This is a genomic window from Paenibacillus swuensis (assembly GCF_001644605.1).
Classification (GTDB): Bacteria; Bacillota; Bacilli; order Paenibacillales; family DY6; genus Paenibacillus_N; species Paenibacillus_N swuensis.
In genome coordinates this window covers 1,567,333-1,592,293 of sequence record NZ_CP011388.1, presented here as the reverse complement: position 1 = coordinate 1,592,293, position 24,961 = coordinate 1,567,333, and the positions used below count along the sequence as shown (strand labels likewise).

The 24,961-nt window shown below is 49.6% G+C and carries 20 protein-coding genes and 1 pseudogene; 6 read left to right on the top strand and 15 right to left on the bottom strand.

Annotated features, from left to right (window positions below; genetic code table 11):
• Positions 1-12 precede the first annotated feature (12 nt).
• Together SY83_RS06910 and SY83_RS06905 are read left to right on the top strand one after the other, a co-directional pair.
• Positions 13-1,209, top strand: coding sequence for an MFS transporter (locus SY83_RS06910; protein WP_082882370.1), 1,197 nt, complete (start codon positions 13-15; stop codon positions 1,207-1,209).
• Between the two features lie 80 nt (positions 1,210-1,289).
• Positions 1,290-2,144 carry a glycosyltransferase family 2 protein gene (locus SY83_RS06905; protein WP_068605446.1) on the top strand — a complete coding sequence of 285 codons (855 nt, stop codon included), beginning with the start codon at positions 1,290-1,292 and terminating at the stop codon, positions 2,142-2,144.
• A 659-nt stretch (positions 2,145-2,803) separates the two neighbouring features.
• On the opposite strand, the pseudogene SY83_RS23030 reads toward SY83_RS06905, so the two are convergent.
• The 3 genes and pseudogenes from SY83_RS23030 to SY83_RS06890 all read right to left on the bottom strand — a co-directional run.
• Positions 2,804-3,097 (bottom strand): annotated as a pseudogene (locus SY83_RS23030) (serine hydrolase); the annotation flags it as partial.
• A gap of 687 nt (positions 3,098-3,784) precedes the next feature.
• Positions 3,785-4,666, bottom strand: a complete 882-nt coding sequence (locus tag SY83_RS06895; RefSeq protein WP_068605445.1) for an alpha/beta fold hydrolase — start codon at positions 4,664-4,666, stop codon at positions 3,785-3,787.
• 31 nt (positions 4,667-4,697) lie between these two features.
• The gene (locus SY83_RS06890) at positions 4,698-5,327 is read right to left on the bottom strand and encodes a TetR/AcrR family transcriptional regulator (protein ID WP_068605443.1); all 630 of its coding nucleotides are present in this window, start codon (positions 5,325-5,327) and stop codon (positions 4,698-4,700) included.
• A 432-nt stretch (positions 5,328-5,759) separates the two neighbouring features.
• On the opposite strand from SY83_RS06890, the gene SY83_RS06885 reads away from it, so the two are divergent.
• Positions 5,760-6,860 carry an Abi family protein gene (locus SY83_RS06885; protein WP_068605442.1) on the top strand — a complete coding sequence of 367 codons (1,101 nt, stop codon included), beginning with the start codon at positions 5,760-5,762 and terminating at the stop codon, positions 6,858-6,860.
• Between the two features lie 234 nt (positions 6,861-7,094).
• On the opposite strand, the gene rlmH is transcribed toward SY83_RS06885, so the two are convergent.
• Entirely contained in the window at positions 7,095-7,574 is a 480-nt protein-coding gene (gene rlmH / locus SY83_RS06880) for a 23S rRNA (pseudouridine(1915)-N(3))-methyltransferase RlmH (protein ID WP_068605441.1), read from the bottom strand.
• 311 nt (positions 7,575-7,885) lie between these two features.
• Between rlmH and SY83_RS06875 the strand changes: the two genes are divergently transcribed.
• Positions 7,886-9,166 carry an IS110 family RNA-guided transposase gene (locus tag SY83_RS06875; protein ID WP_068604190.1) on the top strand — a complete coding sequence of 427 codons (1,281 nt, stop codon included), beginning with the start codon at positions 7,886-7,888 and terminating at the stop codon, positions 9,164-9,166.
• Positions 9,167-9,869: 703 nt separating this feature from the next.
• On the opposite strand, the gene SY83_RS06870 is transcribed toward SY83_RS06875, so the two are convergent.
• Positions 9,870-10,037, bottom strand: a complete 168-nt coding sequence (locus SY83_RS06870; protein WP_068605440.1) for a CxxH/CxxC protein — start codon at positions 10,035-10,037, stop codon at positions 9,870-9,872.
• A gap of 119 nt (positions 10,038-10,156) precedes the next feature.
• Positions 10,157-11,383 carry a S1C family serine protease gene (locus SY83_RS06865; RefSeq protein WP_068610964.1) on the bottom strand — a complete coding sequence of 409 codons (1,227 nt, stop codon included), beginning with the start codon at positions 11,381-11,383 and terminating at the stop codon, positions 10,157-10,159.
• A gap of 185 nt (positions 11,384-11,568) precedes the next feature.
• Here SY83_RS06865 and SY83_RS06860 point away from each other — a divergent pair, with 185 nt between their 5' ends.
• Positions 11,569-11,775 (top strand): hypothetical protein, encoded by a 207-nt coding sequence (locus SY83_RS06860; protein WP_068605439.1) that lies wholly within the window; start codon positions 11,569-11,571, stop codon positions 11,773-11,775.
• Here SY83_RS06860 and SY83_RS06855 read toward each other — a convergent pair.
• The 7 genes from SY83_RS06855 to SY83_RS06825 all read right to left on the bottom strand — a co-directional run bounded on the left by SY83_RS06855 (position 11,744) and on the right by SY83_RS06825 (position 19,687).
• A complete protein-coding gene (locus tag SY83_RS06855) occupies positions 11,744-12,550 on the bottom strand; it encodes an MBL fold metallo-hydrolase (protein ID WP_068605438.1) in 807 nt (268 codons plus the stop codon). The genes SY83_RS06860 and SY83_RS06855 overlap by 32 nt on opposite strands.
• Complete coding sequence (gene yycI, locus SY83_RS06850) at positions 12,541-13,293, bottom strand: two-component system regulatory protein YycI (protein ID WP_068605437.1); 753 nt, start codon at positions 13,291-13,293, stop codon at positions 12,541-12,543. The genes SY83_RS06855 and yycI overlap by 10 nt, the downstream gene beginning before the upstream one ends.
• A gap of 12 nt (positions 13,294-13,305) precedes the next feature.
• Positions 13,306-14,595 carry a YycH family regulatory protein gene (locus SY83_RS06845; RefSeq protein WP_068605436.1) on the bottom strand — a complete coding sequence of 430 codons (1,290 nt, stop codon included), beginning with the start codon at positions 14,593-14,595 and terminating at the stop codon, positions 13,306-13,308.
• Positions 14,592-16,439 carry a cell wall metabolism sensor histidine kinase WalK gene (walK, locus tag SY83_RS06840; protein ID WP_068605435.1) on the bottom strand — a complete coding sequence of 616 codons (1,848 nt, stop codon included), beginning with the start codon at positions 16,437-16,439 and terminating at the stop codon, positions 14,592-14,594. The genes SY83_RS06845 and walK overlap by 4 nt, the downstream gene beginning before the upstream one ends.
• On the bottom strand, positions 16,439-17,164 hold the full coding sequence (yycF, locus tag SY83_RS06835) for a response regulator YycF (protein WP_068605434.1): 726 nt from the start codon (positions 17,162-17,164) through the stop codon (positions 16,439-16,441). The genes walK and yycF overlap by 1 nt, the downstream gene beginning before the upstream one ends.
• Positions 17,165-17,269: 105 nt before the next feature.
• The gene (locus tag SY83_RS06830; RefSeq protein WP_068605433.1) at positions 17,270-18,787 is read right to left on the bottom strand and encodes a M23 family metallopeptidase; all 1,518 of its coding nucleotides are present in this window, start codon (positions 18,785-18,787) and stop codon (positions 17,270-17,272) included.
• A gap of 177 nt (positions 18,788-18,964) precedes the next feature.
• On the bottom strand, positions 18,965-19,687 hold the full coding sequence (locus SY83_RS06825) for a hypothetical protein (protein ID WP_068605432.1): 723 nt from the start codon (positions 19,685-19,687) through the stop codon (positions 18,965-18,967).
• A 186-nt stretch (positions 19,688-19,873) separates the two neighbouring features.
• Here SY83_RS06825 and SY83_RS22630 point away from each other — a divergent pair, with 186 nt between their 5' ends.
• Positions 19,874-22,096 carry a carbohydrate-binding protein gene (locus SY83_RS22630; protein WP_157279806.1) on the top strand — a complete coding sequence of 741 codons (2,223 nt, stop codon included), beginning with the start codon at positions 19,874-19,876 and terminating at the stop codon, positions 22,094-22,096.
• Between the two features lie 72 nt (positions 22,097-22,168).
• Here SY83_RS22630 and SY83_RS06815 read toward each other — a convergent pair whose 3' ends face one another.
• Both SY83_RS06815 and dnaB read right to left on the bottom strand, forming a co-directional pair.
• Positions 22,169-23,455: an adenylosuccinate synthase gene (locus SY83_RS06815; protein ID WP_068605431.1), complete on the bottom strand. Its 1,287-nt coding sequence runs from the start codon at positions 23,453-23,455 to the stop codon at positions 22,169-22,171.
• Positions 23,456-23,597: 142 nt separating this feature from the next.
• Complete coding sequence (gene dnaB / locus SY83_RS06810) at positions 23,598-24,956, bottom strand: replicative DNA helicase (protein ID WP_068605430.1); 1,359 nt, start codon at positions 24,954-24,956, stop codon at positions 23,598-23,600.
• Between the last annotated feature and the right edge of the window lie 5 nt (positions 24,957-24,961).

The following is a 24,961-nucleotide window of genomic DNA, read 5'->3' as shown; positions in this document are numbered from 1 at the left end:
CAGAGGAAGGTAATGAAAATGAAGAAATTTATATGGGCCGGATGTCTGGCTTATTTGTTAATTGGTTTAGCGCACGTCATTGTCGGATCGGTGCTGGAGGATTTACTGCATCATTACGGCAAAGTGTATTCAGACGGCGGCGTGCTTATTTTTCTGCAATTCAGCGGTTTTCTGCTGGGCGTACTGAGCGGACCATGGTGGTCCAGAAGGCTGGGACGAAGAGGTACCATCATCTTAGCATTGGCATGTCTTTCCGCGGCCCAGGTGCTGTACAGCTTCCTGCCGGACTGGTCGCTGTTGTTGGTTGCGGCTCCGTTCGCAGGATACGGATTCGGTATGGTGGAAGCGATCATTGGCGCGATTGTTATTGAGTTCGCCAAGAGCGGCGCGGTGGCCATGACCCGTCTTGAAGTGTTCTTCGGTTTGGGAGCCATGTTGATGCCTGCGGTTGCCAGTATCTTGATTGGCTTGGATCTGTGGAGGCTGAGTTTCCCTTTAATTGCGGGTATTTCTGTCTTATGTCTGCTGCTGTTCAGCTTCATGTCCTTCGGGCAAACCGACGCATTACTGGCGAAGCCGATGCTGGGCGGAGAGGAACTGACAGAGAATCAACCCTCATCTTATGGCGGCTCCAAAAAATGGGTGCTGTTCATTCTGGCGGCTTTCTTCCTGCTGTACGTCGGCATTGAGATGAGCTTTGTTAACTTTTTGCCATCCATCCTGATTGATAAATTGAATGTAAGTACGGCTACAGGAGCGGCAGCGGTGTCATTCTTCTGGGCCAGCATGTCTGTCGGCCGTTTATTTGCGGGTTCCGTAGCCGAACGAAGCGGTTATGCGCGGTATTTGGGGGTCAGCTCGTTTGGCGCCGTGGCGGTCTTTATTCTATTTTATCTTGCGGACGGATTTACAGTTAGCTTCTTTATGATTCTGCTCATGGGATTGTTAATGTCGGGCATATTTGCGATCGGGTTAATTTTTGCAAATCAAGTATTGCCTGGAAACACCGAACGCACCACTTCCCTCTTAATCGCCTCGGGCGGAATCGGCGGGGCCATTCTTCCGTTATTCACGGGTTACGCGATGGACCGTTTCACGTCAGGCGTGTCTGTTGTAGTTCTGGCAAGTCTGATGGGGCTAATGGCGCTGCTGCTGGTTGCGGCCGTCAAAGCCTCTACGCGTCGCACCTTGTCCGTTGAGAAATTCTGAGGTCACGCAGGAGAACGAAAGGCGCTTGCCGAACAAGGATATGAAAACCGATTACGATTACATGCTCGGGGAGATGTGTAATGAAGGAGAAGAAATGGACGGGCGGCGAAACAGGATTGATTTCCGTCATTACGCCAACGTATAATCGTCCCGCTGTGCTGGCCGAAATGCTTGAATCATTAGTTAGGCAAACGTATCGCAACTTTGAAGTCATTGTAGTGAACGATCATGGCGAATCGGTTGAGAAGGCCGTTGCCGCCTATCCGGAGCTGGATATCGTATTGTTAAACCTCGATGTTAACGTTAAACATGTTCGTGCGAGAAATCTGGCCCTGGAGAAGGCAAGAGGCGAGTTTATTCTGTTGCTGGACGATGACGATTTATTGCTGCCCGGACATATGGAACGGATGTTAGAACAGCTCTCGGAACAGGATCTGGTTTACTCCGATGTGGAAATATTCGACTATAGGACGGATGCCGACGGCAGCCGGATTCCGACCAGCCGCTTGCTGTTTGCTTATAATGATGATCCTCGGGAAATGCGCACATTTTCGACTTTTGTCGCTTCAGGCTGTATGTACCGCCGAAGCTTACACGAGGAATTGGGATGGTTTGATACGGAAGTTTATAATTACTGGGACTGGGATTTCTATCTGCGAGCCTCTGAGCGTTTTCGGACGAAGCGTGTGCCGGTAGCAAGCGTTCTGTACTGCTTCTCGCAGAGCGGAGATAACCTTTCCAACGATTTGGGCCAAATGCGCAAGCTGTATTTGGACCGGTTAACTGCGAAACACGGATTGGGCGAATTGCCCGCCAAAAATTTCTTTGTCCTGCTTGAAGAACCCGCGATGAAGAATCGAGAGGCATCCACGCAAGTGTTGTGGGACGGCAAGGGCATTCGTTCCCGGTTGTCGGCACGAACCGAATCCAACTAAAAAGCCATGGTCAGCGGAAGAAAATCCGTTGACCATGGCTTTTTTACGGCCTCGTGAAAATTACATCAATTATTTACTTTGCCTTGATGTTACGTTAATGAATGAGCGGTAGGATGAAACTAGTCAAACTAAATCCACATAATAATCATGGTAACAAGTCCATTTATGTGGTTTCAGTTGGCAAAAACAAATCAAGGAGTGAAATTAATGTTCAAGAAGTTAGCGATTACGGTAATGTCAGCTGCGGTGCTGCTAGGCGGAGTGACATGGCAAAACGTCGCGGTCACGCACGCTAACGGCCCCTTGCCGGCCAATCCTTCGTTGGAGCTTAAAATGGAAGGCAACGTAACAGACAGTTCTGTAAATGCCGTCCCGGTTACCGCTATCGGTAATCCGCAGTATGTAAACGGACGGATCGGAAAAGCGCTGGAGTTTACACAAGCCGGCCAATACCTTGATCTGGGAAAAACCTCTGCAACTGCCTTCGGAACGACAACCGATTTTACCGTATCTTTTTGGATCCAATCTCCTGGTGTTACCGGTGACCCTGCCATTATCAGCAATAAAAATTGGTACAGCGGGTCCAACGCAGGTTGGGTATTGTCCCTGCAGTCGAACGGCTCGATAAAATGGAATTATACGCCTGCCGGTACTACGCCGGGCAGCCATTGTTCGACAAGATCGTCCATTCGCAGCTTGCACTCATCGAGCAGGATTAAAGCCGGCGCGATTGCGACCGGTTTGGATGTGGATGCCATGCGGAAGATCGTGTCCCTGCGCATCGGTGCGCCACCATCATGCTGCATGGTTCCCAACGCTTCGACGTGAGTTTCCCCGTTGCGGCTAACCAAGGCGACAAGCCCAGGAATCTTCCCGGAGTCGACATGCCCTGCCAACACTTCACGTATTCTGAGCAATCCGGCTTTGGTGAAGCTTTTGTTGGTTTGTCCCATAGTCATTTGGTTCATTGGCAAATCCCTCGCTTCGCTATATAATAAATTCCTCAATTGGATAATATATCATACTATCAGGACTGTCTAGAGTATAATAAATAAAATAATTTGATGGTTAAAATAGATTTTGCTAATAAAAAAAGCCGCGCAGCGCGCGGATTGAACATGGAGAGTAGGGATTATTAATGGACCGCAGAGGCAAGGGAAGTAAAGGTAGACCATCCTCAAAGGAGGTAACTACGGAAGAGATGTTAAAGCGCGCCGAGGCTAAGATTAAGCTGTTGGAGATGGAGAATGAGTTCCTAAAAAGCTCGACGATCTAGAAAGGCAGGTGAAGCCCACACGTTAACCCCTTCAGAAACCTTTGAGCTAGGTTACCACTCGTAAATACAACTTAAAAGGTCTAACGAGTCATTTAAGTGATGTTGCTGAAGTCAGTCGTAGTGGGTATTATCGTTGGATGAAAGCAGAAGCTGTGAGGCAAGAACGTGAATAATTCAGATAAGAACGACTACCAACGCATTCATAAACATTTTACCTCTCGACACTGTAAGGCCGGCGCACGTGTCCACAAAAAGGGTTACAGTTCATCTTTTGTGAGCCACTTATACAACCCCCCAGAGGAATTAACAAAAAAATATGCTCTTACTTATGGTACGGTTCAGGAAATTCTATGGTAAATCATATTTACTTTTTCAAAAATCTAATAATTTCATTATTAATTATATCTGGCTGTTCATGGTTGATGCCATGCCCCGCGTTAGGAATCACTTTATAGCGGAATCCGTCACTATCCAGAATATTTATGAAATCTTTTCTAATATTAATTCTATGTTCTGCTATTAGAAAATAAAGCTTGTTTCTTATAGCTGCACCTTTTTCTTTATCATATTTCTCGAGTTTATGAACAAACATTGCTTGCTGATTATGATTTTTCATTAAGAGAACTAGATGCTCCACAATTGAGGGGTATTTATCAAAAATATCGGAGTTAGGCGAACTTAGTTTCTTCATAATTTTAAGCATGTTTTGATGCGTTGGAATCAGTATTTCAGGAAACATCAAAAGTAGGGTTTGTATCATGGTTTTAATTGGCTTAGTAACCATTCCTCCCTCCATACAAACTACTTTATTAACTCTTTCGCTATTAACAGTCGTATAGTTGTATGCCATATATGCACCATTGGATACGCCCGCTATATTAAAGTTTTCAATATTGAAATGTTCCACAATTTCATTAATCCAATCGGTTTGGTTAAACGAGTTCTTCTTGTAATTCTCATTTGGAATACTCTTTCCAGGACCCCCAATAGTATCAACGGATATGCAGTAAAAATGCCTGGATAATTCCTTAATATTTAAGACCCACATGACCGCAGAGTTATCTCCAACCCCATGAAATAATAGAAGCGGAGGGTTTCCCCTACTTCCTGAAGTAATACAATAGGTCGTACCATACTTGCTTTTCACATCATGTTCTTGGAAATCTATCGACCACATTTCAAGGATCCGATTATATGAACTCAGCACTTGCGTTCTACCCGATTCATTCTTAAACACTTTTACCATGATTCATTTCCTCCCCACATTATTGGCAAATTCACTTTTCCTTTTTCATAAATCGCAAGACTATTTCCGTTGAAGGAAAAGGAATTTGCCCTGTGGTTTGCATTCTGGCAATTCCCAAACCTTGAATGAAAGAAAAGTAGGTTATAGCTAATAACAATGGATCTTCCTCGATAATTTCTCCAGCTTTTTGCCCCTGTATGATTAATGGAATTAGGTGTTCAAATGGTTTTTTCATATTTTCCTTTGATATTCGATTCGCTTCTTTAGGAATTGCATCCGAGGTAGCCGTCTGAATTAAAATTAATTTCCAATGCTGCATTGCAATGCTATCTGGGGACAAAAAGGCTTCAGTTAGCCAAGTAATTCTTTCTAGAGGTGATCCGGACATTTCAGCAGCATATTGAACTGCTTGTCCTGCTCCTTCTGAGGCAAGCTCTACTATTTTTGTGAAAATCTCTTCTTTTGATTTGAAATATGTATAAACATAACCTTGACTGAATCCTGCACTTGAGGCAATATCTTTAATTTTTGCTCCTACATACCCTTTCCTTGAAAATACCTCAATTGCATGAATAATTATTTGTCTTACTGCACTTTCTGAAACTAATTCCTCGAATCCTTCGGATAGTTTCTGTTTTAATTGCTGACTTTGTGAAAACATATGCCACCCCATCCGTCGAATGAACGTTCATTCAAAACATAACACAATAGAACATACTTTGCAAAAGTTTTCCTTATTCATCAACAGACAAACCCAAAATGCTCTCTGTCATTACTGTAGTTTGGGGTTTTCATGATGACCACCTTTCAACCTACACACATATATTCAAGTCCATGCCCCCGCCTCATATGTTTCGCAAAAAATTGGTCCTATTTATGATAAGGTTCACCGTGATGTATCTAAGCACAAAGTACGATTTGACCATAACATATACTTCTCCTTGTAAAGAAAATCACTCCTGAGAAGGAGTGGTTTCTTTAATGACTTTTTATTATTCCATTCAAAGATCTACAGTCAAATCAGAATGATTTTATCCTATGCTAACAACTTATAAACTCAAAATATAGTATAATATGACTAAGGAGGGGTATCGTGCCGATTAAGCCATTTAAATCTACACTGGATCAGCATAACCTGTTAATCACTAGGGGACTAACTATAAAAAACAAAGATTTCTTTATTGATTACGTTAATAAAAATAACTACTTTAATGTAATCAATGGAATTGAAGATTTGCTGCTTGTTAAACCAGGAGATAAGGTAAAAAATTATGATACTGCATCATTTGATGACTTCGTAAGATTGCACAAATTTGACAAAATTCTTACTAATCATGTTACTTCAATTTTACATGATTTCGAAACTAAATTAAAAACATCAATTTCACGACATTTTACTGAGTCCTATTGTAGGACACCAGAGAACACTATGCAGTACACAAATAAACAAAACTACATAGACTTAAAAACAACTTTAGGGGATAAATATCCCTTGTATCATGATCAAAACAGAAAAGTTGTAGATGAATTCAATGATTTCTTTTTATTCAAACCTCAATTTCTATATTTTCTGGTCAAAAACAATGATTTTATCGATATTAATATATTCTCCACTCCTTCTAATCAATACACACCACCAGCAGGTTGTAATCTGTATGAAAAGGATAGTAGACAAATTGTTGTCCCTCTTTGGGTAGCAATCGAAACATTTGATTTTGGCACACTTCAAAGATTTTGTCATTATTCAAGAAAAGTAGTATTAGAAAAAGTTTTAAAAGATTTTGGATTAAATTACTCAGATAGGGATTTATTCTTAAATTCTTTAGATATTATCAGAGAGTTACGTAACAAATGTGCTCATTTTTCTTTAATAAATCGATTTTCCACTGCATCTACATTTAGGATTTTGCCTATACTAGTAAATAAATTGAATATGTCTCCTGCTCAAAAAATCAGAACTGTAACAGTAAATGGAGGAAAAAAACATACTAAGCATGCCGCTGTATTAAATCTTTATGATACTTTAAAGGTACTAGGATCATACGAAAAGTTGTCTAAATTAAAAAAACCTTTGAAAAAAATTATCTATTCTAATAATAAAAACTTCAAAAAAAATAAATATGATCTAAATGTTCGTTTACTTGAAAGAATGGGTAATAACAATTACTCTGATTGGAAAAAATTACTTTCTTAACTTGTTGACTTTTTCATTTTGCTTGCATATACTATAAAATAGTATCACGAGCCATATTATATGGCACAAGATAACTCTGAAACGTTTCTACGTGACAGTAGGTTATCTTTTTTATTTCCTTAACTTCTACAAAACATAAAGAGTATGTGAGAAGTATCTTTTCTCGACATGCTCTTTTTTTGTATTTTTTTTAAAAATAAATTGTTTCTGTATACACTATTTAATTGTATTTTTCTACTTGTGATACGGCTCCCCCCGGTTTATCTTCACTGCGCGATAAACCTGCTCCACCAGCACCAGCCGCATCAGCTGGTGCGGCAAGGTCATGCGCCCGAAGCTCAGCTTCGCTTGAGCCCGGCGCAACACCCCATCGGCGAGTCCATTGGATCCGCCGATGACAAAGCAGATGTGACTCGTCCCATAGGTACCCAGCTTATCCAGCTGGCCAGCCAATTCCTCCGAGGACCACATCTGCCCCTCAATCGCGAGCGCGACGACGTGCGCCTCGCTCTTGATTTGCGCAAGAATGCGCTCGCCCTCGCGCGCCTTCACTTGCGCCTCCTCCGCCGGACTCATCGTCTCCGGCGCTTTCTCATCGGGCACTTCCGTCAGCACCAGCTTGACGTACGGCCCCAGCCGCTTGGCATACTCCGCAATGCCCTGCACCAGATACTTCTCCTTCAACTTGCCCACCGCTACAATCTGGATCAACATAAAGCCGCCCAACCTTTCTACTGAGTCAACGGGATATCCCCCATTTTAGCTCAAAATACATATACAGCTCTGATGACGTTCCTCCCGCTCAAATTGGCAACCCCTGCACCAAAGTCCACCAAACCAACTCAATCCAGCCCAACAACTTCCCCATTCACCGGTCAAAACCTATGTACCCGAACGCCACCAAGAATTCTAAACATTCCTGTATGAGCTAAGAAATGAGCTTGGACAAAAAACAGGAGCGCCTTGTATGATGGGGGTGTACGGGGTCATAGCCCTTAAGAAAACCCATCAGGAGGCGCTCCATAATGAATTTTACTAAAAAAGATCAAACAAATCAACGGATTGAACGAATCACCATGAAACATGCTGTCGTTGGAATCGACATTGCTAAAGATGCACACGCTGCTCAAATTACGGACTACCGCGGTCGGGCACTTACCCCTCGTCATCTTGCTTTTACCAATACCCAGGAGGGGTATGAGAGATTGCTTCGGTGGGTCAAGGATGTCCAGGCCAAGAAAGGGCTCTCCTATGTTGTTGTCGGGTTGGAACCTACAGGACATTACTGGTTTAATCTCGCCCATTGGCTTCGTGAGCAAGGTGTGAAAGTCGTTCTGGTCAATCCTGTAACGACTCATCGCAACAAGGAAAACCGCGACAACAGCCCTTCCAAGAACGACCCTAAAGACGCATTGGTCATCGCCGATGTGGTCAGCAGAGGATACTATACGGAGTACAACCCGCAAGCTGACACGTTTGAACAAATGAAGGCTATGGTAAGTCAGCGAGAGTTCTGGGTAAAGCAATCCGTCACTTACAAAAATCGCATCACGCGTTGGATCGACCTGTACTTCCCGGAGTTCAGTCAAGTGTTTCCCGACTGGACTCGCCTCCGTTCACTGGCCACGCTCCGTATTTATCCCTTGCCTTCTGACCTGGTAAACATTTCGGCGGATCAGATATTAGATACATGGCGCGAGCAAGGAATGAAGCGAGTCGGAGGTGTAAGTGGCGTAGCCAAGGCGACAGAACTCCTGTCCGTTGCTCAGAGAAGTATTGGTAAAGCGAATGTCCCTGAAGAAGCTCGCCTAGAAATAAAATGCTTGTTGAAAGCGTATGATGAAGCTGTAGCCGCGCTTGATGCCATAGAACTCCACATGGAGACGTTGCTAGAGTCTCTGCCCCTTACGGAACAGCTCCAGAGCATTCACGGGCTTGGTTCCATGACCATTGCAACAATAATAGGCTGCGCGGGCGATCTTCGCCTTTATGCTCATGGACAGCAACTCCTGCGGCGAGCCGGTCTTAATTTAGCGGAGTCAACATCCGGCAGGCATAAGGGTCAAATTAAACTTTCCAAACGCGGAGACGCAACCTTAAGAAAACATTTCTTTTTAGCAGTGCTATGCCTGATCCGACAGCACCCGGACTTTAAAAGGTTTCATGAACACAATGTTAAAGTCAAAGGGATGAAGAAAATGGTGTCGGTGTTTAAACTCATTGGCAAGCTTGCCCGTATGATCGTGGGCATGATTCAGCGCGGTGAGTCGTACCGTTCGGATTTACATTTCCAAGCAGTAGCCTAATTCACGAACACGCAACACTATGAATATTGACTCATTCGCAGGATCTTACAATGCATAGAGAACCAAGTGTGGGATTCGTAAGGGCTTTGACCCATCTTCTAAACGCGACTGGTCTCCACGCCTTGGACAGGCATAACGAAGGAATGTAAGGGCAGTGACCCGTTGAGACATGGGAGGGTAAGCCTCCAAGGGACAAGTGGAGTGTGCACTATATGGAAACACTATTCGTGACTTCTATTCCTGCATGCCCAAGTTCATGTTTCGAGGCTGATCGCCCCATATTCCTACAATGTTGGTTTGTTCAAAGCGATGATATCCTGCGAATGAGTGAGGATTTATGAGAAAACCCCTTAAATACGAGGGACGAATCCCTATAACGCTAATTAGCCATTTCAGCCCACTTTAAAAATGTAACGAATCCTACTAACGCTATTCCACCCATATGTACTCCAAAACCACGGTTTCGCCCACCATAGTGATATCACGATTCCTTAGAACTGAAACTCCGCCCAAAATGTCCAAATAGTGTTACCACGATTCCTTAGCCGTACTGGCACCAGCAACTCGCACTCGCACTCGCACTCGCACTCGCACTCGCACTCGCACTTGCACTTGCACCTGCACTTGCACTGCACTTGCACTGCACTTGCACCCATACCAGCACCCGCCCCATCCCAACAAAAAAGGAGAGCCGCAGCCCTCCCTACACTACTAAAAACTGACCCTTCTGCGCACACTGATCACAATGGGACGGAGGCTCCCAAGCGTTGAAATGAGCATCCTCCAAGTTCACCAAGTCTGGCGCATCTTCATATTCGTCAACGAATTTATCGATAGCTAACTCCAAATGATCTTTGCAAACCACAAACATGTAAGTTACCTCTCTTTTAGCAAGTCATATGATGTGTAAAAATAATCGTTACCGCGGCCAGCGGCATAAACCTACGGTGATTCCCTCACCGCCCGCAGCAGCCACCTGCTCACCGCACCTTACTCCTCGTCCTTCCGACTTTCCAGCACCACGTCCACGACCTTCAGCTTCCCGTCCCGGTAATACGATAACTTCACCGTATCGCCAATGGACTTCTCCGTGTACAAGTACTTGCGCAAATCGAGCTCCGAGGTAATCTCCAGCTCATCCAGCTTCACGATGACATCGTTAAACTGCAAGCCCGCTTTCAGCGCGGGGCCTTGAGCTTCAAGCACGATAATACCATTTTGCACTTCTTCGGGCAGTTTTAGTACTTCTTCCGGCGATTCGCCGCTGCCATCTTCGCCCAGATAGTTCGCCAGATCAATGGAGGACACGCCCAAATAAGGACGATCAATCTTCCCCTTCTCAATCAGCTCGTTCACAATCGGCATCGCATCATTAATCGGAATCGCAAAACCAAGCCCTTCCACGCCCATATCGGACACTTTCATCGAGTTGATGCCGACGATTTTGCCCTCCAGGTTCACAAGAGCCCCGCCGCTGTTCCCCTGGTTAATCGCCGCGTCCGTCTGAATCACTTCTTGCTCCCAATCGTAACTTCCGTCGTTCCCCAATGAAATCGGCAACACCCGGTGCGTGGAGCTCACAATGCCGAACGTTATCGACTGCGAGTAACCCAGCCCCAACGGATTTCCAATCGCGATGACCCATTCCCCGATCTGCAGCTGCTCGGAGTTTCCAAGCTCCGCCACCGATTTAATGCCTTCACTGTCGACTTCAAGCACGGCCAGATCCGTAATCGGATCCTGACCGATTAATTTCGCTTTCTTCTGCTTCCCATCGGATAGAATGACCTCTAATTCCGCCGAGTTTTCCACCACATGGCTGTTCGTGATGATTCGGGCAATCTTGCCCTCTTTGTAGAAAATAACGCCGGATCCCAGCGCGGACTCGCCGCCGCCGATATCTTCGCCATCCTCCGTAAACGTGTTCTGCTTGTTGATGACACTCACGACCGAGCTGTTCACCTTGGCCGCCGCGCGGATAATTCGATCATTCCCTGCTACCGCCAACCGCTCCGATCCTGCGATTACTGACCCGCTCCCGCTTCCGTCATCCCCAAACGAAGACACCGTGAAAGCCGTAATACTCACACTCAACGCGCAAGTTACAGCGACAACCGCCCAGATTGGGACTCCGGACGTCTTGCTTCTAATGGAACGCGCGAGCCGCTCCCGGACGGGAACGTTCGTCGTAAAAAAATCATCATCAAAAAAACTCACAGCCATTCTCTCCCCTCGGGTGGGCCACTTGCCAACTTCCGACACTTACAAGCCTCTATCTCTATTTATTCACTCCATAGGAATGATTTCTAAACCCTATGACTATAATAGATTAATACTAGCAACTTCCAATACCCAACTTTTTCCTTATAAAATAACTATACTGCCATAAAGGGGAAATGTAAATGAACCGTGCCCAATCTCATCTTCAGGAAGTCCAGCTCATTGCCAAGCTTGCCGATTTGAAAGACTCTCATTACCAGAACATGATTGTGCTACAGGCCCTGACGGAGCTTTTAATAGAAAAAGGAATCCTCACCCAAGCCGAAATCTACACTAAAGCCAACTCGCTGGACCGTCTTACTTTTGACCCACCTTATCCCACGGCGTAGGCCTGTCGTAGAACGTATCCATCAGCGTCACTTCCTTGTCGGACACCCGAATACCTTGCTCTTCTAATATGTTATTCACGGTCAGTTTGGCCAAATCCATCATATTATGATCTCTGCTCAAATGAGCCAAATAAACGCGTCGCGTACGTCCCGATAACAACTCGCCCAGCGCATCGCCTGCCGCCTCATTGGATAAATGACCGATGTCGCTCAGGATACGCCTCTTGATGTTCCACGGATATTTCCCCATACGGAGCATGCCCACATCATGGTTGGATTCCAGCACGAGCACATCGGAGTCGATAATCTTCTCTTTCACCTTGGTGCTCATATACCCGAGATCCGTGGCCAGGCTTAGCTTCTCTTCACCCTGATGGAACGTGTACCCTACCGGCTCGGCCGCATCATGCGAGATCCCGAAGGACTCGACCTGCAGGGAACCGAAGTCGCGCACGCCGCCTGTTTCCAGCACCTGCACATTCGCTTCCGCAATCGCGCCGCACTGCCGATTCAATTCTTCCCAAGTTTTCTCATTGGCGTAGATCGGGAGATCGTGCTTTCGGGCAAAAGCGCCCAGTCCCTTAATATGATCGGAATGTTCGTGCGTCACCAGAATCCCGTCCAGATCCGCGGCCGATACATCCCGCTCCGCCAACAACTGATCCATCTTCTTCGCGCTAAAGCCCACATCCACCAACAGCTTCGCGTCTTCCGTCTCCACAATCGTGGCGTTCCCCGTCGAGCCGCTGGATAATACGCTGAATCTTATTCCCATATTTGCTTCTCCTCCTGCGACGGATCCTCAACGGCACCGTTAATCGCGTGCACATAGAAAATCTTGTCGCCCTCAATCGCAACCCGCCAATACGGCGCAAACACCTGCACCTGAGAGTTGTAGGATTGCCCGTGGTAGCCGAGCCGCACATCCTGGATAACGGCCCCGTTCTGCAGATGATTCTTTACCAGAATTCCCAAAACCGTGTAGGCGGGCAGCACCGGCTGTTCCTTTTCCTCCGCCCCCGAAGGGGTTTGAGCATAGCTTTGTTGAAACGCGTTAATCTGTTGATTCTCGTAATACAGCTTTAGCGTCATTTCAAAGAGAGGATACCCTCCGTACATCTGATGCAAAATAAACACCTTCCCCGAACTCGTAATCGGGTCCAGCTCATAATCTTCCGCCTGATCAATCCGGTCTTTGAACTTCTCCTCGAAGTTGTTGCGGGACAGCAGCACCGCTTTGCTTTCCACCGGTGGCACCAAGGGGACGCGTTCCGCCGAGTTCAGCGTTTGATTGAAACTCACCGTCGTCTGAAGGCTTGGCGTCCCTTTCGGTATCTTCGCATTCGTATCCATCCGGATCTTCTTTTCCTGCATCACCGCGCGAGTTTCCTCGGTCAATCCGTCAAAAGCGGTGGCGGGCCCGGTTTCCTTGTAATCATTCCACAGCTGGAAGCCGAGCAGGACGTTCAGCAGAAGAAAAGATAGAATCAATACGGTCTTGGCTCTTCCCCAATCCATCCCGCTCGCCTCCTAACGTAAGATGTGCCGGGTTCCGTCCGGCGATTCCACGACCCATGCGGGTGTCAACTCTATGAACTCTTTCGTCAACCGCGGCACATAGGCCGGGTACACGAATCGCACCGGCGATGCGGTCGGTTGCTGAAGCATACGATTCTTCAACACATCGCCCCCGACCAGCGTCATCTGCATCTTCTCGACGACAGGACTCTCCATCGTCAGCAGAGAGCGTTCGTAGGCTGAAACTACGCCCTTTTGCGCGTTCAGACGCATATACCCGAAGTCCGTCTTCTCGTCGGACACGATCGGATACGAGCCGTAGTACTGTTGGAACACAAACTCATTGCCGTCTCCCATATTGTCATTTCCCGCGGTGTCCCGGAGCAGGAACTTGCCGTTCCATCCGCCGTGGCGGTTCACGAACTGGACGGAAGCAACGAGGTTCTGCGGGATATCGTTACGACTGTCCACCGGCGCGATCGGATCTGTGTAGGAAATCCACTTGGTGGCTGTCTTGACCCTGAGCCCTCTTTTGCTATCCGTATAGATCACTGAACCGTCCTGCTCCGGCAACGCGCGCGTCGTCTCGGGATCCGGGAACAGACTCTTCTGCATCTGCTCGGGCGTAAACTCCTCATAAGGCAACCGGTACTTCACGATCTTCACAGGCTCCGTTGGCAAGTAATAATCGCCGATCTCCCATGTATATGGGGTCTGGTACTCGCCGAAACCCACGAACTCCTCCAGGTCTTTCACCGTTAAATCGGCTTTGGTAGATTCGTAGATAAAGGTCCCTTCTTCGTTCCCAAACAGCGTGCGCACATCATCTTCCTTGTTGTTGTTCATAAAAATCCATATACGGTTAATTGTATCAGATTCCAGAGCGATTTCGCCCTGAATTTGCATCATTTGGGATAGGAGATTCATGGGAATTCCCTGATTAAAACGGATTTCGACCCCTTTGAAATCGGCGCGTACTTCTTTCCAGTCGACACGGATGGACGACAGCCGTTGAAACCCGTCAAACGTTCTCCCTTTGAGCCGTTGAAAAATGAGATCGTAGAACTGCGTCTCGGGATACAGCAGGGTATGTCGATTTTCCCCGAAGTGCAGAATCATCTGCTCCGGCTGCAACAAATTGCCTACGGTTTCCTCGGTTCCTTTGAGGTCCGTCTGGATATAACTGCTTTCAGCTTCGTTCGTTATGTTAAAGTCGGGGATGTTGTAGGCCAGAAAATAACTTTGCAGCAGACTCATCCCCACAAGTAATATTAGCAGCGCTGACTTGATTTTCTCTCTCATGCGTTCGACTCGCTCCCTTCCGTACCGACCGGAAGCGTGAAGCTTACTTTGGTGCCCTGATTAATCTCGGACTCCAATGCGATCGTGCCGCCGTGGGCTTTGACAATTTCCCGGGCAATAGACAGCCCGAGACCGGTGCCGCCCATGTTGCGGGAACGGGCTTTGTCGACACGGTAGAACCTGTCGAATATTCGCCCCAGATCTTTCTTGGGGATGCCGATGCCGGTATCTTTTACCGCGATTTCCACGGTAGCCGCATCGGGTTTGCGCGCGGACAGCTCGATCTGACCGCCGTCCGGCATATACTTGATCGCGTTGGACACGAGATTGTCCAACACCTGATCGACCTGATCGCGGTCGATCCGCGCCCGCTCCACGCCCTCGCCCCGAATGACGCGAAGTCTGATGGACTTCTGCTTCAGCTGGAAGGCGAAGCGGTCGGCGACCTCCTCCAGCATCTCGAGCACATTCGTCTCTTCGCGCTGAATGGCGGATTTGCTGGAGTCGAGCCGGGACAGATGCAGCAGATCCGTCACCAGGCGGATCATCCGCTCCGTCTCGTTGCGCGTCACGCCGATAAATCGCTTCGCGAGCGTCGCATCCTCCATGGCGCCGTCATCCAGCGCCTCGAGGTAGCTCTTGATCGTCGTGAGCGGCGTCCGCAGCTCATGCGATACGTTCGCGACAAACTCGCGGCGGGACTGCTCCAGCTCTTCCTGCTCCGTGACGTCCTGCAGCACCGCGATGGAGCCGGTCACGCCTTTCTCGCGGCTCTGGATCGGCGTGAACGTGACGCGCACGAGCAGCGGCTCTTCCTCCGGGTGCAGCTCCAGAGGCACCGTGGAACGGTTTCCCTGCAAGAAGGGGCGCATCGCTTCCGGCGCCATACCCAGCAGGCCGGCCAGCCGGGTGCCTTCAACGCGGCCTGGCGCCACCTTCAGCATCTGCATCGCGCGCCGGTTCATCAGGATGACTTGCCCGAGCGTATCGGTAGCGACCACGCCGTCGGACAAGTTGGCCAGAATGGAGGAGAGCTTCTCCTTCTCTTCCTCGTTGATCGACAGCGCCTCTTGCAGCCGGTTCGTCATATAGTTAAAGGCTTCGCCAAGCTGGCCGATCTCGTCGCTGCCGAGGATGTTGACCTTCTGGTCGAAGTTCCCCTCGGCCACGGCGGTCGCCTGCTTGGTGATTTCCTTGATTGGGTTCGTAATCATATGGGACAGCACAATACCGAGCAACGCGGTCAGTACGAGGGCGAAGATGGTACCGGAGATGAAGATTCGGTTGATGTCATCCATATCCTCGTACAGGTTCTTCATCGAGGCTTCCAGGTACACCGCGCCGACAATCCGCCCGCTTTCGTCCATGGCCGGCTTCGCAATAACCTTCTTGCGGATGTTGTCGCTGTCCACGATCTCCTCTTCGTTGTCCTCGATCCCTTGAAGCGCGCGGCTGACCAGGGTTTTCGTCACCTTTTGGCCGATATAAGCTTGCTGGGTTTGCTTGGACACCGCGATGACGATCCCGTTCGTATCGATCACCTGAATTTCGGCCTCACCGATGCTCAGCAGGTCCTGCACATAAGGGTTCAGCCCCTCATTCTTCTTGGCGGCAGGCAGCTTCTTGGTCTTGTCCTCGCCGAGGCTTTCGGCAATCTTGGGTCCTACATACACCGACAGGAAATCGGCTTGCTTGGTCAATTCTCTCGTAAAGTTGTCGATCAGGGAATTTTTCAACGTAGATACGAAGTACACCCCAATCAACTGCATCGCGATCAAGATCAGCAAAACATAAATAATAATCAGCTTCAGCTGAATCGTCTGCAGGAACCGAAGGCCTTTCATCAGAATCCTCCTGCTTTAGGGCTGCGCATCATGTACCCCAGACCTCTTCTTGTCGTAATGTACTCCGGTTTGCTGGGATCGTCTTCGATCTTCTCTCTCAACCGGCGAATCGTAACGTCCACAGTCCGCACGTCACCGAAGTATTCAAAGCCCCACACCGCTTGCAATAAATGCTCCCGGGTCATGACTTTACTAGAATTTTTGGCCATATAATAGAGCAGCTCATATTCTCTGTGGGTCAAATCCAGCGCTTCGCCTTCTTTATATACTACATACATATCCGTATCGATCAGCAGCTGATGCACCCGCAAACCGTTCACCGGTTGCCCTGAGGCTTCTTCCGGCGCAGCCGTGTTGTTCTTGTTCTGGCGGCGCAGGTGGGCTTTCACTCTTGCCAGCAGTTCCCGCGTGCCGAAAGGCTTCGTTACGTAGTCATCCGCTCCAAGCTCCAAACCTAGCACTTTATCAATCTCGGAATCTTTGGCGGTCAGCATAATAATCGGAATGTCCATCTTGCTGCGCACTTCTCTGCATACATCCATCCCGTCTTTCACAGGTAACATGAGATCCAGCAGAATGAGATCGGGCTCTTCACGGAATGCAAGCTCCACCGCTTCACCGCCGTCAAAAGCGCAAATGACCTGATAACCTTCCTTCTCCAAGTTGAATTTGAGGATATCCGCTATCGGTTGTTCGTCGTCTACTACGAGGATTTTGCCGTACATCTCGCACTCACCGCCCTTTCTATTAATTGTACCAGTTTTCATGGCAAAAAACGAGAAACGCCGCGGCTTATTTCAAGCCGCGGCGTTCGTGGGAATGATTCAAATTTATAAATAGCTCAGCGGGTTTTTCACAGCGCCGTTCTTGTAAACTTCAAAGTGTAAATGCACGCCCGTCGAGCGGCCTGTATTGCCCATTACGCCGATTTTGCTGCCTTTTCCAACCTTGGCTCCTTCAGAAACGCTAATGCTCTTTAGGTGTCCGTAGAGCGTCTCATAGCCATTATTGTGATCTATGATGACAACGTTGCCGTAACCGCTCTTCACGCCTGCGAAAGTGACCCGGCCGTTATCGGCGGCTTTCACGGTGGAGCTGCCTACGAGATCGATGCCTTTATGCTGTCGGCCCCAGCGATGACCGTAGGTGCTGGTCAGCCGAGCGCCGGACACCGGGTATGCGAATACGCCTGTGCCGTCTTCGATCACGACTTTCGTACCTTTACGAATGATTTCGGGTATCGACTTGCTCTCGACGACCTGTCCCACAATTTCTTCGTCCAAAAGCATACCGTTCAACTTCGTCAGTTTGTAGATGACTTTTTTGGAGCCGTCCTGACCGGGTTGCACGCGTTTCATCTTACCCGCCTTAAGCGACTTGTCGTACACATAAACTACGCTGTGCGCGATATCGTGGCGTTCGACCACCTGTTCAATCGTCTTCACGTTGATGGCCGGCTTGTTCACCGTGAGGTCCAGCACATCGCCGACTTTAATCATATCATCCACGATCCAGGGGTTATTGCGGTACAATTGTTCCTTCGGAATATCGAACCGGTTAGCGATACAGCCCACACAGTCGTTTTCCTTAACCGTGTATTTCACCTGCTTGGCGGTGCCGCCAAACATTTGTTTCAGCACGGTGCCCGCATCCGTAATTTGCTCCGGGTCAGACGTCATCACGTTGGTGGTGTCAACCTGCTCCATCACCTTGACGTACTTCACCGTACGCCCGATCGCAGGGGTTGCTCTGGTCGCGCTCAAGGAGGCTAATTGCAGCCTCGGCTGAGACGCTTGTTTAGCCAGGTGGACCGGCACATATTTACTATGTAATCTGCGAATGACATACTGCGCGGTTTGCTCATCCTTCACGGTTCCGATAACCTTCCCGTTTACCTTCACCTGAACGCCCTGCACTGCCGGCTTCAACATCTGGTCCAATCGGGACAGCGCCTTGGTATTATCATAGGTTGCTTTATAAACTTTCTCGCTTTTCACGGCAATGTCGCCGCGGTTTAGCGCAATATTTACATTCGGATGCTGCTTCCGAAGGGCTGCGTTGCGTGTGCTGACCCAGCGCTCGACCAGCTTCTTGTCATTCACAATGCCGGCTTGTTTACCTGCTACGGAAACGTGGAACACTTCTGTCGTGTTAGCTTTCACGTATTGATTACTGAGCATAAATCCTAAAGCGATCAATCCTGCCGCTCCGGTGGCCGCAACCCATTTCTTGCGGGAAGGAGCCTTGTGTTCATTGTTGCTGTCAGCGGATGTTTCCGCGGGTTGCGCTTGTTGCTCGGTGCGCTTCTGCAGACGTTTCAGCCAACGGTTTCCTTTGAATACGGACATATCTCTCTCCTTGTAAGCTCATTGCTGTGATTGTAGTAAGTAAAATGAAAAAAACCGGATCTCGGGTTATTTACCTGTCGTCAGCGGTTCACTTTGACTACTTTACCACAGCCTCTGTCGGCACGGCAACCTTACAAGGGCCGCTCCGTTCGATCCAAGAAGAGGAAAATCCCCAGTCTACCCGCCAAAAACCACGATCAATTCCGCATATTCGGCGTCTGTGAAATATTTGGCCAACAGCTCTTTCACACTGCCCAGCTCCGCTTCCGTGATGCCGTCTTCCATGAATCCGGAAATGCGCTGCATCTCTTCGGGCGGCAGCTTTTTCTGCATGAGCTCGAACACCTTGGCCTTCTCTTCAAAGCTCAGACTGTCCTTCTTTTTCTGAAGTTCATCCGGAGACATAACAACTTCGTCCTGCTCCCCGCTTTCTTGATTCCAGACTTCCACCGCCTCTTCGTCAAAAGCGCCCGCGCCCCCGGTGGCTCCTTCCGTCCCGCTTCCGGCAACCGGGGAATCTTCCGCGCCTGTGCCGCTTCCGAAGTTCGAGCCTCCTTGATCGGTGCCTTGGTTCGCGCTTGGGTTTGTGCCTTCATCCCTGCTCTGGTTCGTACCATCTACAGACCCGTCAGCTTCTGCACTTCCCGGGTTGGCTTTGCCGTCCTCGCTGTTCCCGTTATTCCCGTTGTTCCCGCTCCCCGTCAGCCCGCCAGAAACCCCGCCGGCCATACTGCTGATCAACTCCGGCAACTGCAGAGCGCCCCCGGACAGCTTGATGTTGAACTGGCTCAACACTTTTTCCACATACATATTGATGACGAAATAAGACGTGTAAATCGATAACGCGCACACCAACAACGTAGTCAGTACGGTCTTTCCCAGCCATTGTATAAATTTCATGCTCTCTTCCCGCCTCTCGTATCCTCTCTTTTCAGTATGGACGGAGTTGCAGGGTTTTCAGACATGGTTTATGTACGCTTGGATAAATTTCTCCCTCAATCGTGTAAATGTATCCTTGAGAAAAGCTCTGACCTACAGGAAAATATTGTTATCACCCAATTTCAAAAAGATGAGAGGAGATTGTTCATGAACGTGCTCAACCTTCGTCCTTCTGCTCCTGGCTCTGCTTCTGACTCTGCTTCTGCTTCTGACTCTGCTGCCGGTTACGCTTCCGCCTCTGGTTCCGCTTCTGCTGCTCCTTCTGCTCATGCTTCCGGTCCCGCTTCCGCATTCATTACCAAACCCTTCTTACTCGCTCTGATTGCCGCCCTTCTTCTAAGCTTACTCCCGATCTTCAGCACGACAGCCGAGGCCGCCGACCGCGGTGCTTGGGCAACCTACACCAACTACGCTGTCGGCGATACCGTTACTTACGCAGGCAAAACCTATCAGTGCCGCCAGGCGCATCATTCCCTTCCCGGCTGGGAGCCGGCTAACGTCGCTTCCTTATGGCTGGAAGGCACTGGCGGCGGTGGCGACGCGGATACGCAAGCTCCATCCGCCCCGGGCGGCTTGACGTCCACAGGCACGACCGCTTCCAGCGTGAGCCTTTCCTGGACGGCCTCCACCGACAACACAGCTGTAACCGGTTACGATGTGTATAGCGGCGCATCCCTAGCCGTAGCTATAACCGGCACAAGCGCAACGGTGAGCGGCTTATCGGCCAACACAGCCTACACCTTCACGGTGAAAGCCAAGGACGGCGCAGGCAACATCTCTGCGGCCAGTTCCGCGGTTACTGTGACAACCCAGACTGGAGGATCCGGCGGCAGCAGCTGCGGACAGACGCCGGCCTGGAGCTCAACGGCTGTGTATACGAGCGGCGCGCGAGTTTCTCACAACAGCAAGATTTACGAAGCCAAATGGTGGACGCAAGGAAACCATCCTGATCAGGGCGGTGAATCCGGCCCCTGGAAGTATATTAGCGATTGCTCGGTAACGAATGACACTCAGGCTCCTTCCGTCCCTACAGGAGTTGTATCTGCAGGTGCGACCAGCTACAGTGTTTCCTTGTCCTGGAACGCTTCTACCGATAATACGGCCGTTACCGGTTATAACGTTTACAATGGGTCGGCTCTCGCCGTAAGCGTGACCGGAACCTCCGCCACCGTTGTCGGTCTGGCAGCTTCCACAACGTACACGTTCACGGTCAGGGCCAAGGATGCGGCGGGCAACCTGTCAGCGTCGAGCTCAGCCGTCTCTGTGCAAACACAGACTGGAACAACCCAGCCCGGCACACGTAAGTTCGTAAGCTACGCCAGCTCATGGAACACAAGTATTTATGATCTGACCACGGCGAACATTCCGAACTATATTACCGATATCAACCTCGCTTTTGCCAGACCGGATACCGCCTATGTGAAAGGTTCTTACGCATTCGATCAAGCGGTTGCCGGCTTTGAGTTTGTGGAAGGGAAGACGGGTTCAACCGGACAGAAGAAATTCACGGCACAGCAAGCGCAGGATTTACGCGGTAATATCGCCGCATTGAAATCCCGGGGAACCGGTGTCTGGGTGTCTGTCGGCGGCTGGGATTACAGTCAGGGCAGTCAATGGTCCTCCTTCAGCGCGCCGCGTGTGGTTGATTTGGCACTGGATCTTGGCGCTACAGGCGTAGACATTGACTGGGAATCCAGCACCAGCAACTGTAACAAGCTGACTGCGGACCAGTTCAGTTGCACGAAGGACGGCGAAATCGGAGGCATCATCAATAGCTTGTACAACGAGATTAAGGCGCGCGGAGCGTCCCTGAAAATCTCCATCGCAGGCTGGTCCACTGGCGCCTATTACGTGAAAGGGACCCCTTTTGAAGAAGGTAAAGTGCAGTGGGGCTCTCCGTTCGGCGGCACCATGTACAGTCTGGTGAAGAACCATGGCGGGAAGATCGATATGATCAATCTGATGTCCTATGATGCGGGAGACTATTACGACCCTCGTGAAGGCTATGAATCGTATCGCGCCATCTACAATGGACCGATTAACATGGGTATGGAGATTGCACCTGAAGGCTCCGGCGGGGCCATATTAGAACTTCTCGCTCCTGCAGGCACGGTCTATGACGCTGATATGCTGACCGGTCAGAACAACGTGGCTTCTCCGTATTACAACGTGGAAACCATGGTGAAGTACATGAAGAATAAAGCTCGTCCGTCCGACGGCTTTATGATGTGGCAATTATGGAAGCAGCGGGTGCATCAGCCTGCTCCGGCAGGTGCCGCCACCGAGAACAGCGCGGGCCAATATGTGTGCAACAACTTGCCGTTGGCGGGCTCCTGCGCTCAAACGATCCCGACCTTACCGAAGCTGTAAGCAGCCCCTGCTGATGCGAACGAACAAAAATAAGCCCCCAACACCGCGGCTGCGGATGGGGGCTTTCTCAACCTATACGTAAATCGGGCGAACCTGATTCGTTTGTTCACGGTTACGTCCTACCGAGAAGATGGCAATCGGAATACCGGATAGCTGCGATACGCGTTCCAGGTAATGACGGGCGTTAGCCGGCAGCTCATCCAAGGAACGAACGCCTGTAACATCCTCCGTCCAGCCCGGAAGCTCCTCATACACCGCTTCGCATTCCGCCAGCATATTCAGGGAAGCCGGGTAGTAGTCGATGACTTCTCCTTTATACTTGTAGCCGGTACAAATTTTCACCGTTTCAAGTCCAGTCATGACATCAATGGAGTTCAAGGACAAGCCTGTAATACCGCTGACGCGTCTAGCATGACGCACAACGACGCTGTCAAACCAGCCTACACGGCGCGGACGTCCTGTAGTTGTGCCGTATTCATGGCCTTTCTCGCGGATCCAGTCACCGGTTTCGTTCGTTTGCTCGGTCGGGAACGGGCCGTCTCCGACACGGGTCGTGTAAGCCTTAGCGACCCCAATGACTTGGCGAATCTTCGTCGGTCCAACGCCTGCGCCGATACACACGCCGCCGGCTGTCGGATTGGATGAAGTTACGTACGGGTACGTACCTTGGTCAATATCCAGCATGACGCCTTGCGCGCCTTCGAACAACACACGCTTGCCCGCGTCAATGTTGTCGTTCAACACGACCGAAGTATCGGTCACATAAGGACGAAGGATCTCGGCGAACGCCAGGTACTCTTCAAGAATCGGATCCACTTCCAGACCGCGCGTTCCGTAAACGGATTCGATCAGTTGATTCTTTTCTTCCATAATCCGGCGCAGCTTCATTTCGAATTCGGCGGCATCCATCAGATCCGCGATACGAATCCCGTTCCGCGCTGCTTTATCCATATATGCCGGGCCGATTCCTTTGCGGGTCGTTCCGATCTTATTCGCGCCTTTACGGTCCTCTTCCAGGCCGTCCAGCACCATATGGTAGGGCATAATAACATGTGCGCGGTCGCTGATGCGCAGATTGTCTGTTTTGAACCCATTGTCATGGATATAGTTAATTTCTTCAATCAGGGCAGCCGGGTTGATCACCATGCCGTTGCCGATCACACAAATTTTATTATCATAGAAAATTCCGGATGGAATCATGTGCAATTTATATTTTTTCTCATCAATCATGATGGTATGGCCGGCATTGTTACCGCCTTGATAACGAGCGACAACCTCCGCGCTTTCTGCCAGGAAATCCGTAATCTTGCCTTTACCTTCGTCTCCCCATTGGGTTCCTACTACAACTACCGTTGACATGTTCATACCCCCGTCGGGTGCTTGTCACACCAAATTAGCCGTTCATCACAGCGTACTCATTTTATCAATCTACAGTGCTAAAGTCAAATAAAAATCCCGAACAATAACGATTATCAAAAAAGTTATTGTTCGGGATTTAGCGTTATCCGACCGACATCTCCTGATGACTTCGGTCCAGACTAACGAATTTATTATAGTTCTTCAGAAACACCAGTTCTACCGTACCTACGGGACCGTTCCGCTGTTTGGCGATAATAATCTCAATGATGTTCTTCTTTTCGGAGTCCTGATTGTAGTAATCATCCCGGTACAAGAAGGCAACGATATCCGCATCTTGCTCAATCGAACCGGATTCCCGAAGGTCGGACATCATCGGACGTTTATCTTGCCGTTGCTCTACGCCCCGGCTAAGCTGAGAAAGCGCGATGACCGGCACGGACAATTCCCGGGCAATCTGCTTCAATGTACGGGAAATTTCCGATACCTCTTGCTGTCTGTTCTCGCCGGCTTTCCCCCGTCCGGAAATGAGCTGGAGGTAATCGATCAGAATCATGCCAAGCCCCTTCTCTTTCTTGAGACGGCGGCACTTGGCGCGAATCTCCGATACCGTGATCCCTGGCGTATCATCGATGTAAATCTCGGCTTCGGACAAGGATCCGATCGCCATCGTCATCTTCTCCCAGTCGTCCCCTTCCAGGACGCCTGTACGCATACGCCCGGCATCGACGTTCGCCTCGGCGCAGATAATCCGCTGTACGAGCTGCGCGGCTGACATCTCCAGCGAGAAGATCGCTACGGTCTCTTTGGACCGTACGCCGACGTTCTGCGCGATATTCAGCGCGAACGCGGTCTTACCAACAGACGGACGCGCGGCCACGATGATCAGATCATTCCGCTGGAAGCCTGATGTCATCTTGTCCAAGTCCGTAAACCCGGACGGGATGCCGGTCATGTCGCCTTTACTCTGGTTGAGCATCTCCACCCGGTCGAACACTTCCATGAGCACATCCCGGATCGAGATGAACCCGCTGCCCGTGCGGCGGTTCGAGATCTCCAGAATGCGCTGTTCCGCTTCGTTAAGAATCCCGCTGACGTCCTCCGCCCCGCCATACCCGTTGCTGACAATCTGGGTGGCGGTGCGGATGAGACGGCGCAGCATGGATTTCTCTTCGACGATCTGCGCATAGTAGTCCACATTCGCCGCCGTGGGGACGGCGTTGGCAAGCTTGGCGAGGTAGCTGACCCCGCCGATATCCTCCAGCTCTTTCTTGTCCTGCAGACGTGACGTCAGCGTGACAAGATCGACAGGCTGGTTGCCCTCACCCAGCTCCACCATCGCCTCGTAGATGCGTTGGTGGGCGGAGCTGTAGAAGTCCTCGCTGCGGATGCGCTCCATCGATGTGATCAACGCTTCGCCGTCCAAGAGCACGGCGCCGAGTACCGCTTGCTCGGCTTCCATATTTTGCGGCGGGATTCGGTCGAACAACATTTCCCCGTTCATGGAAT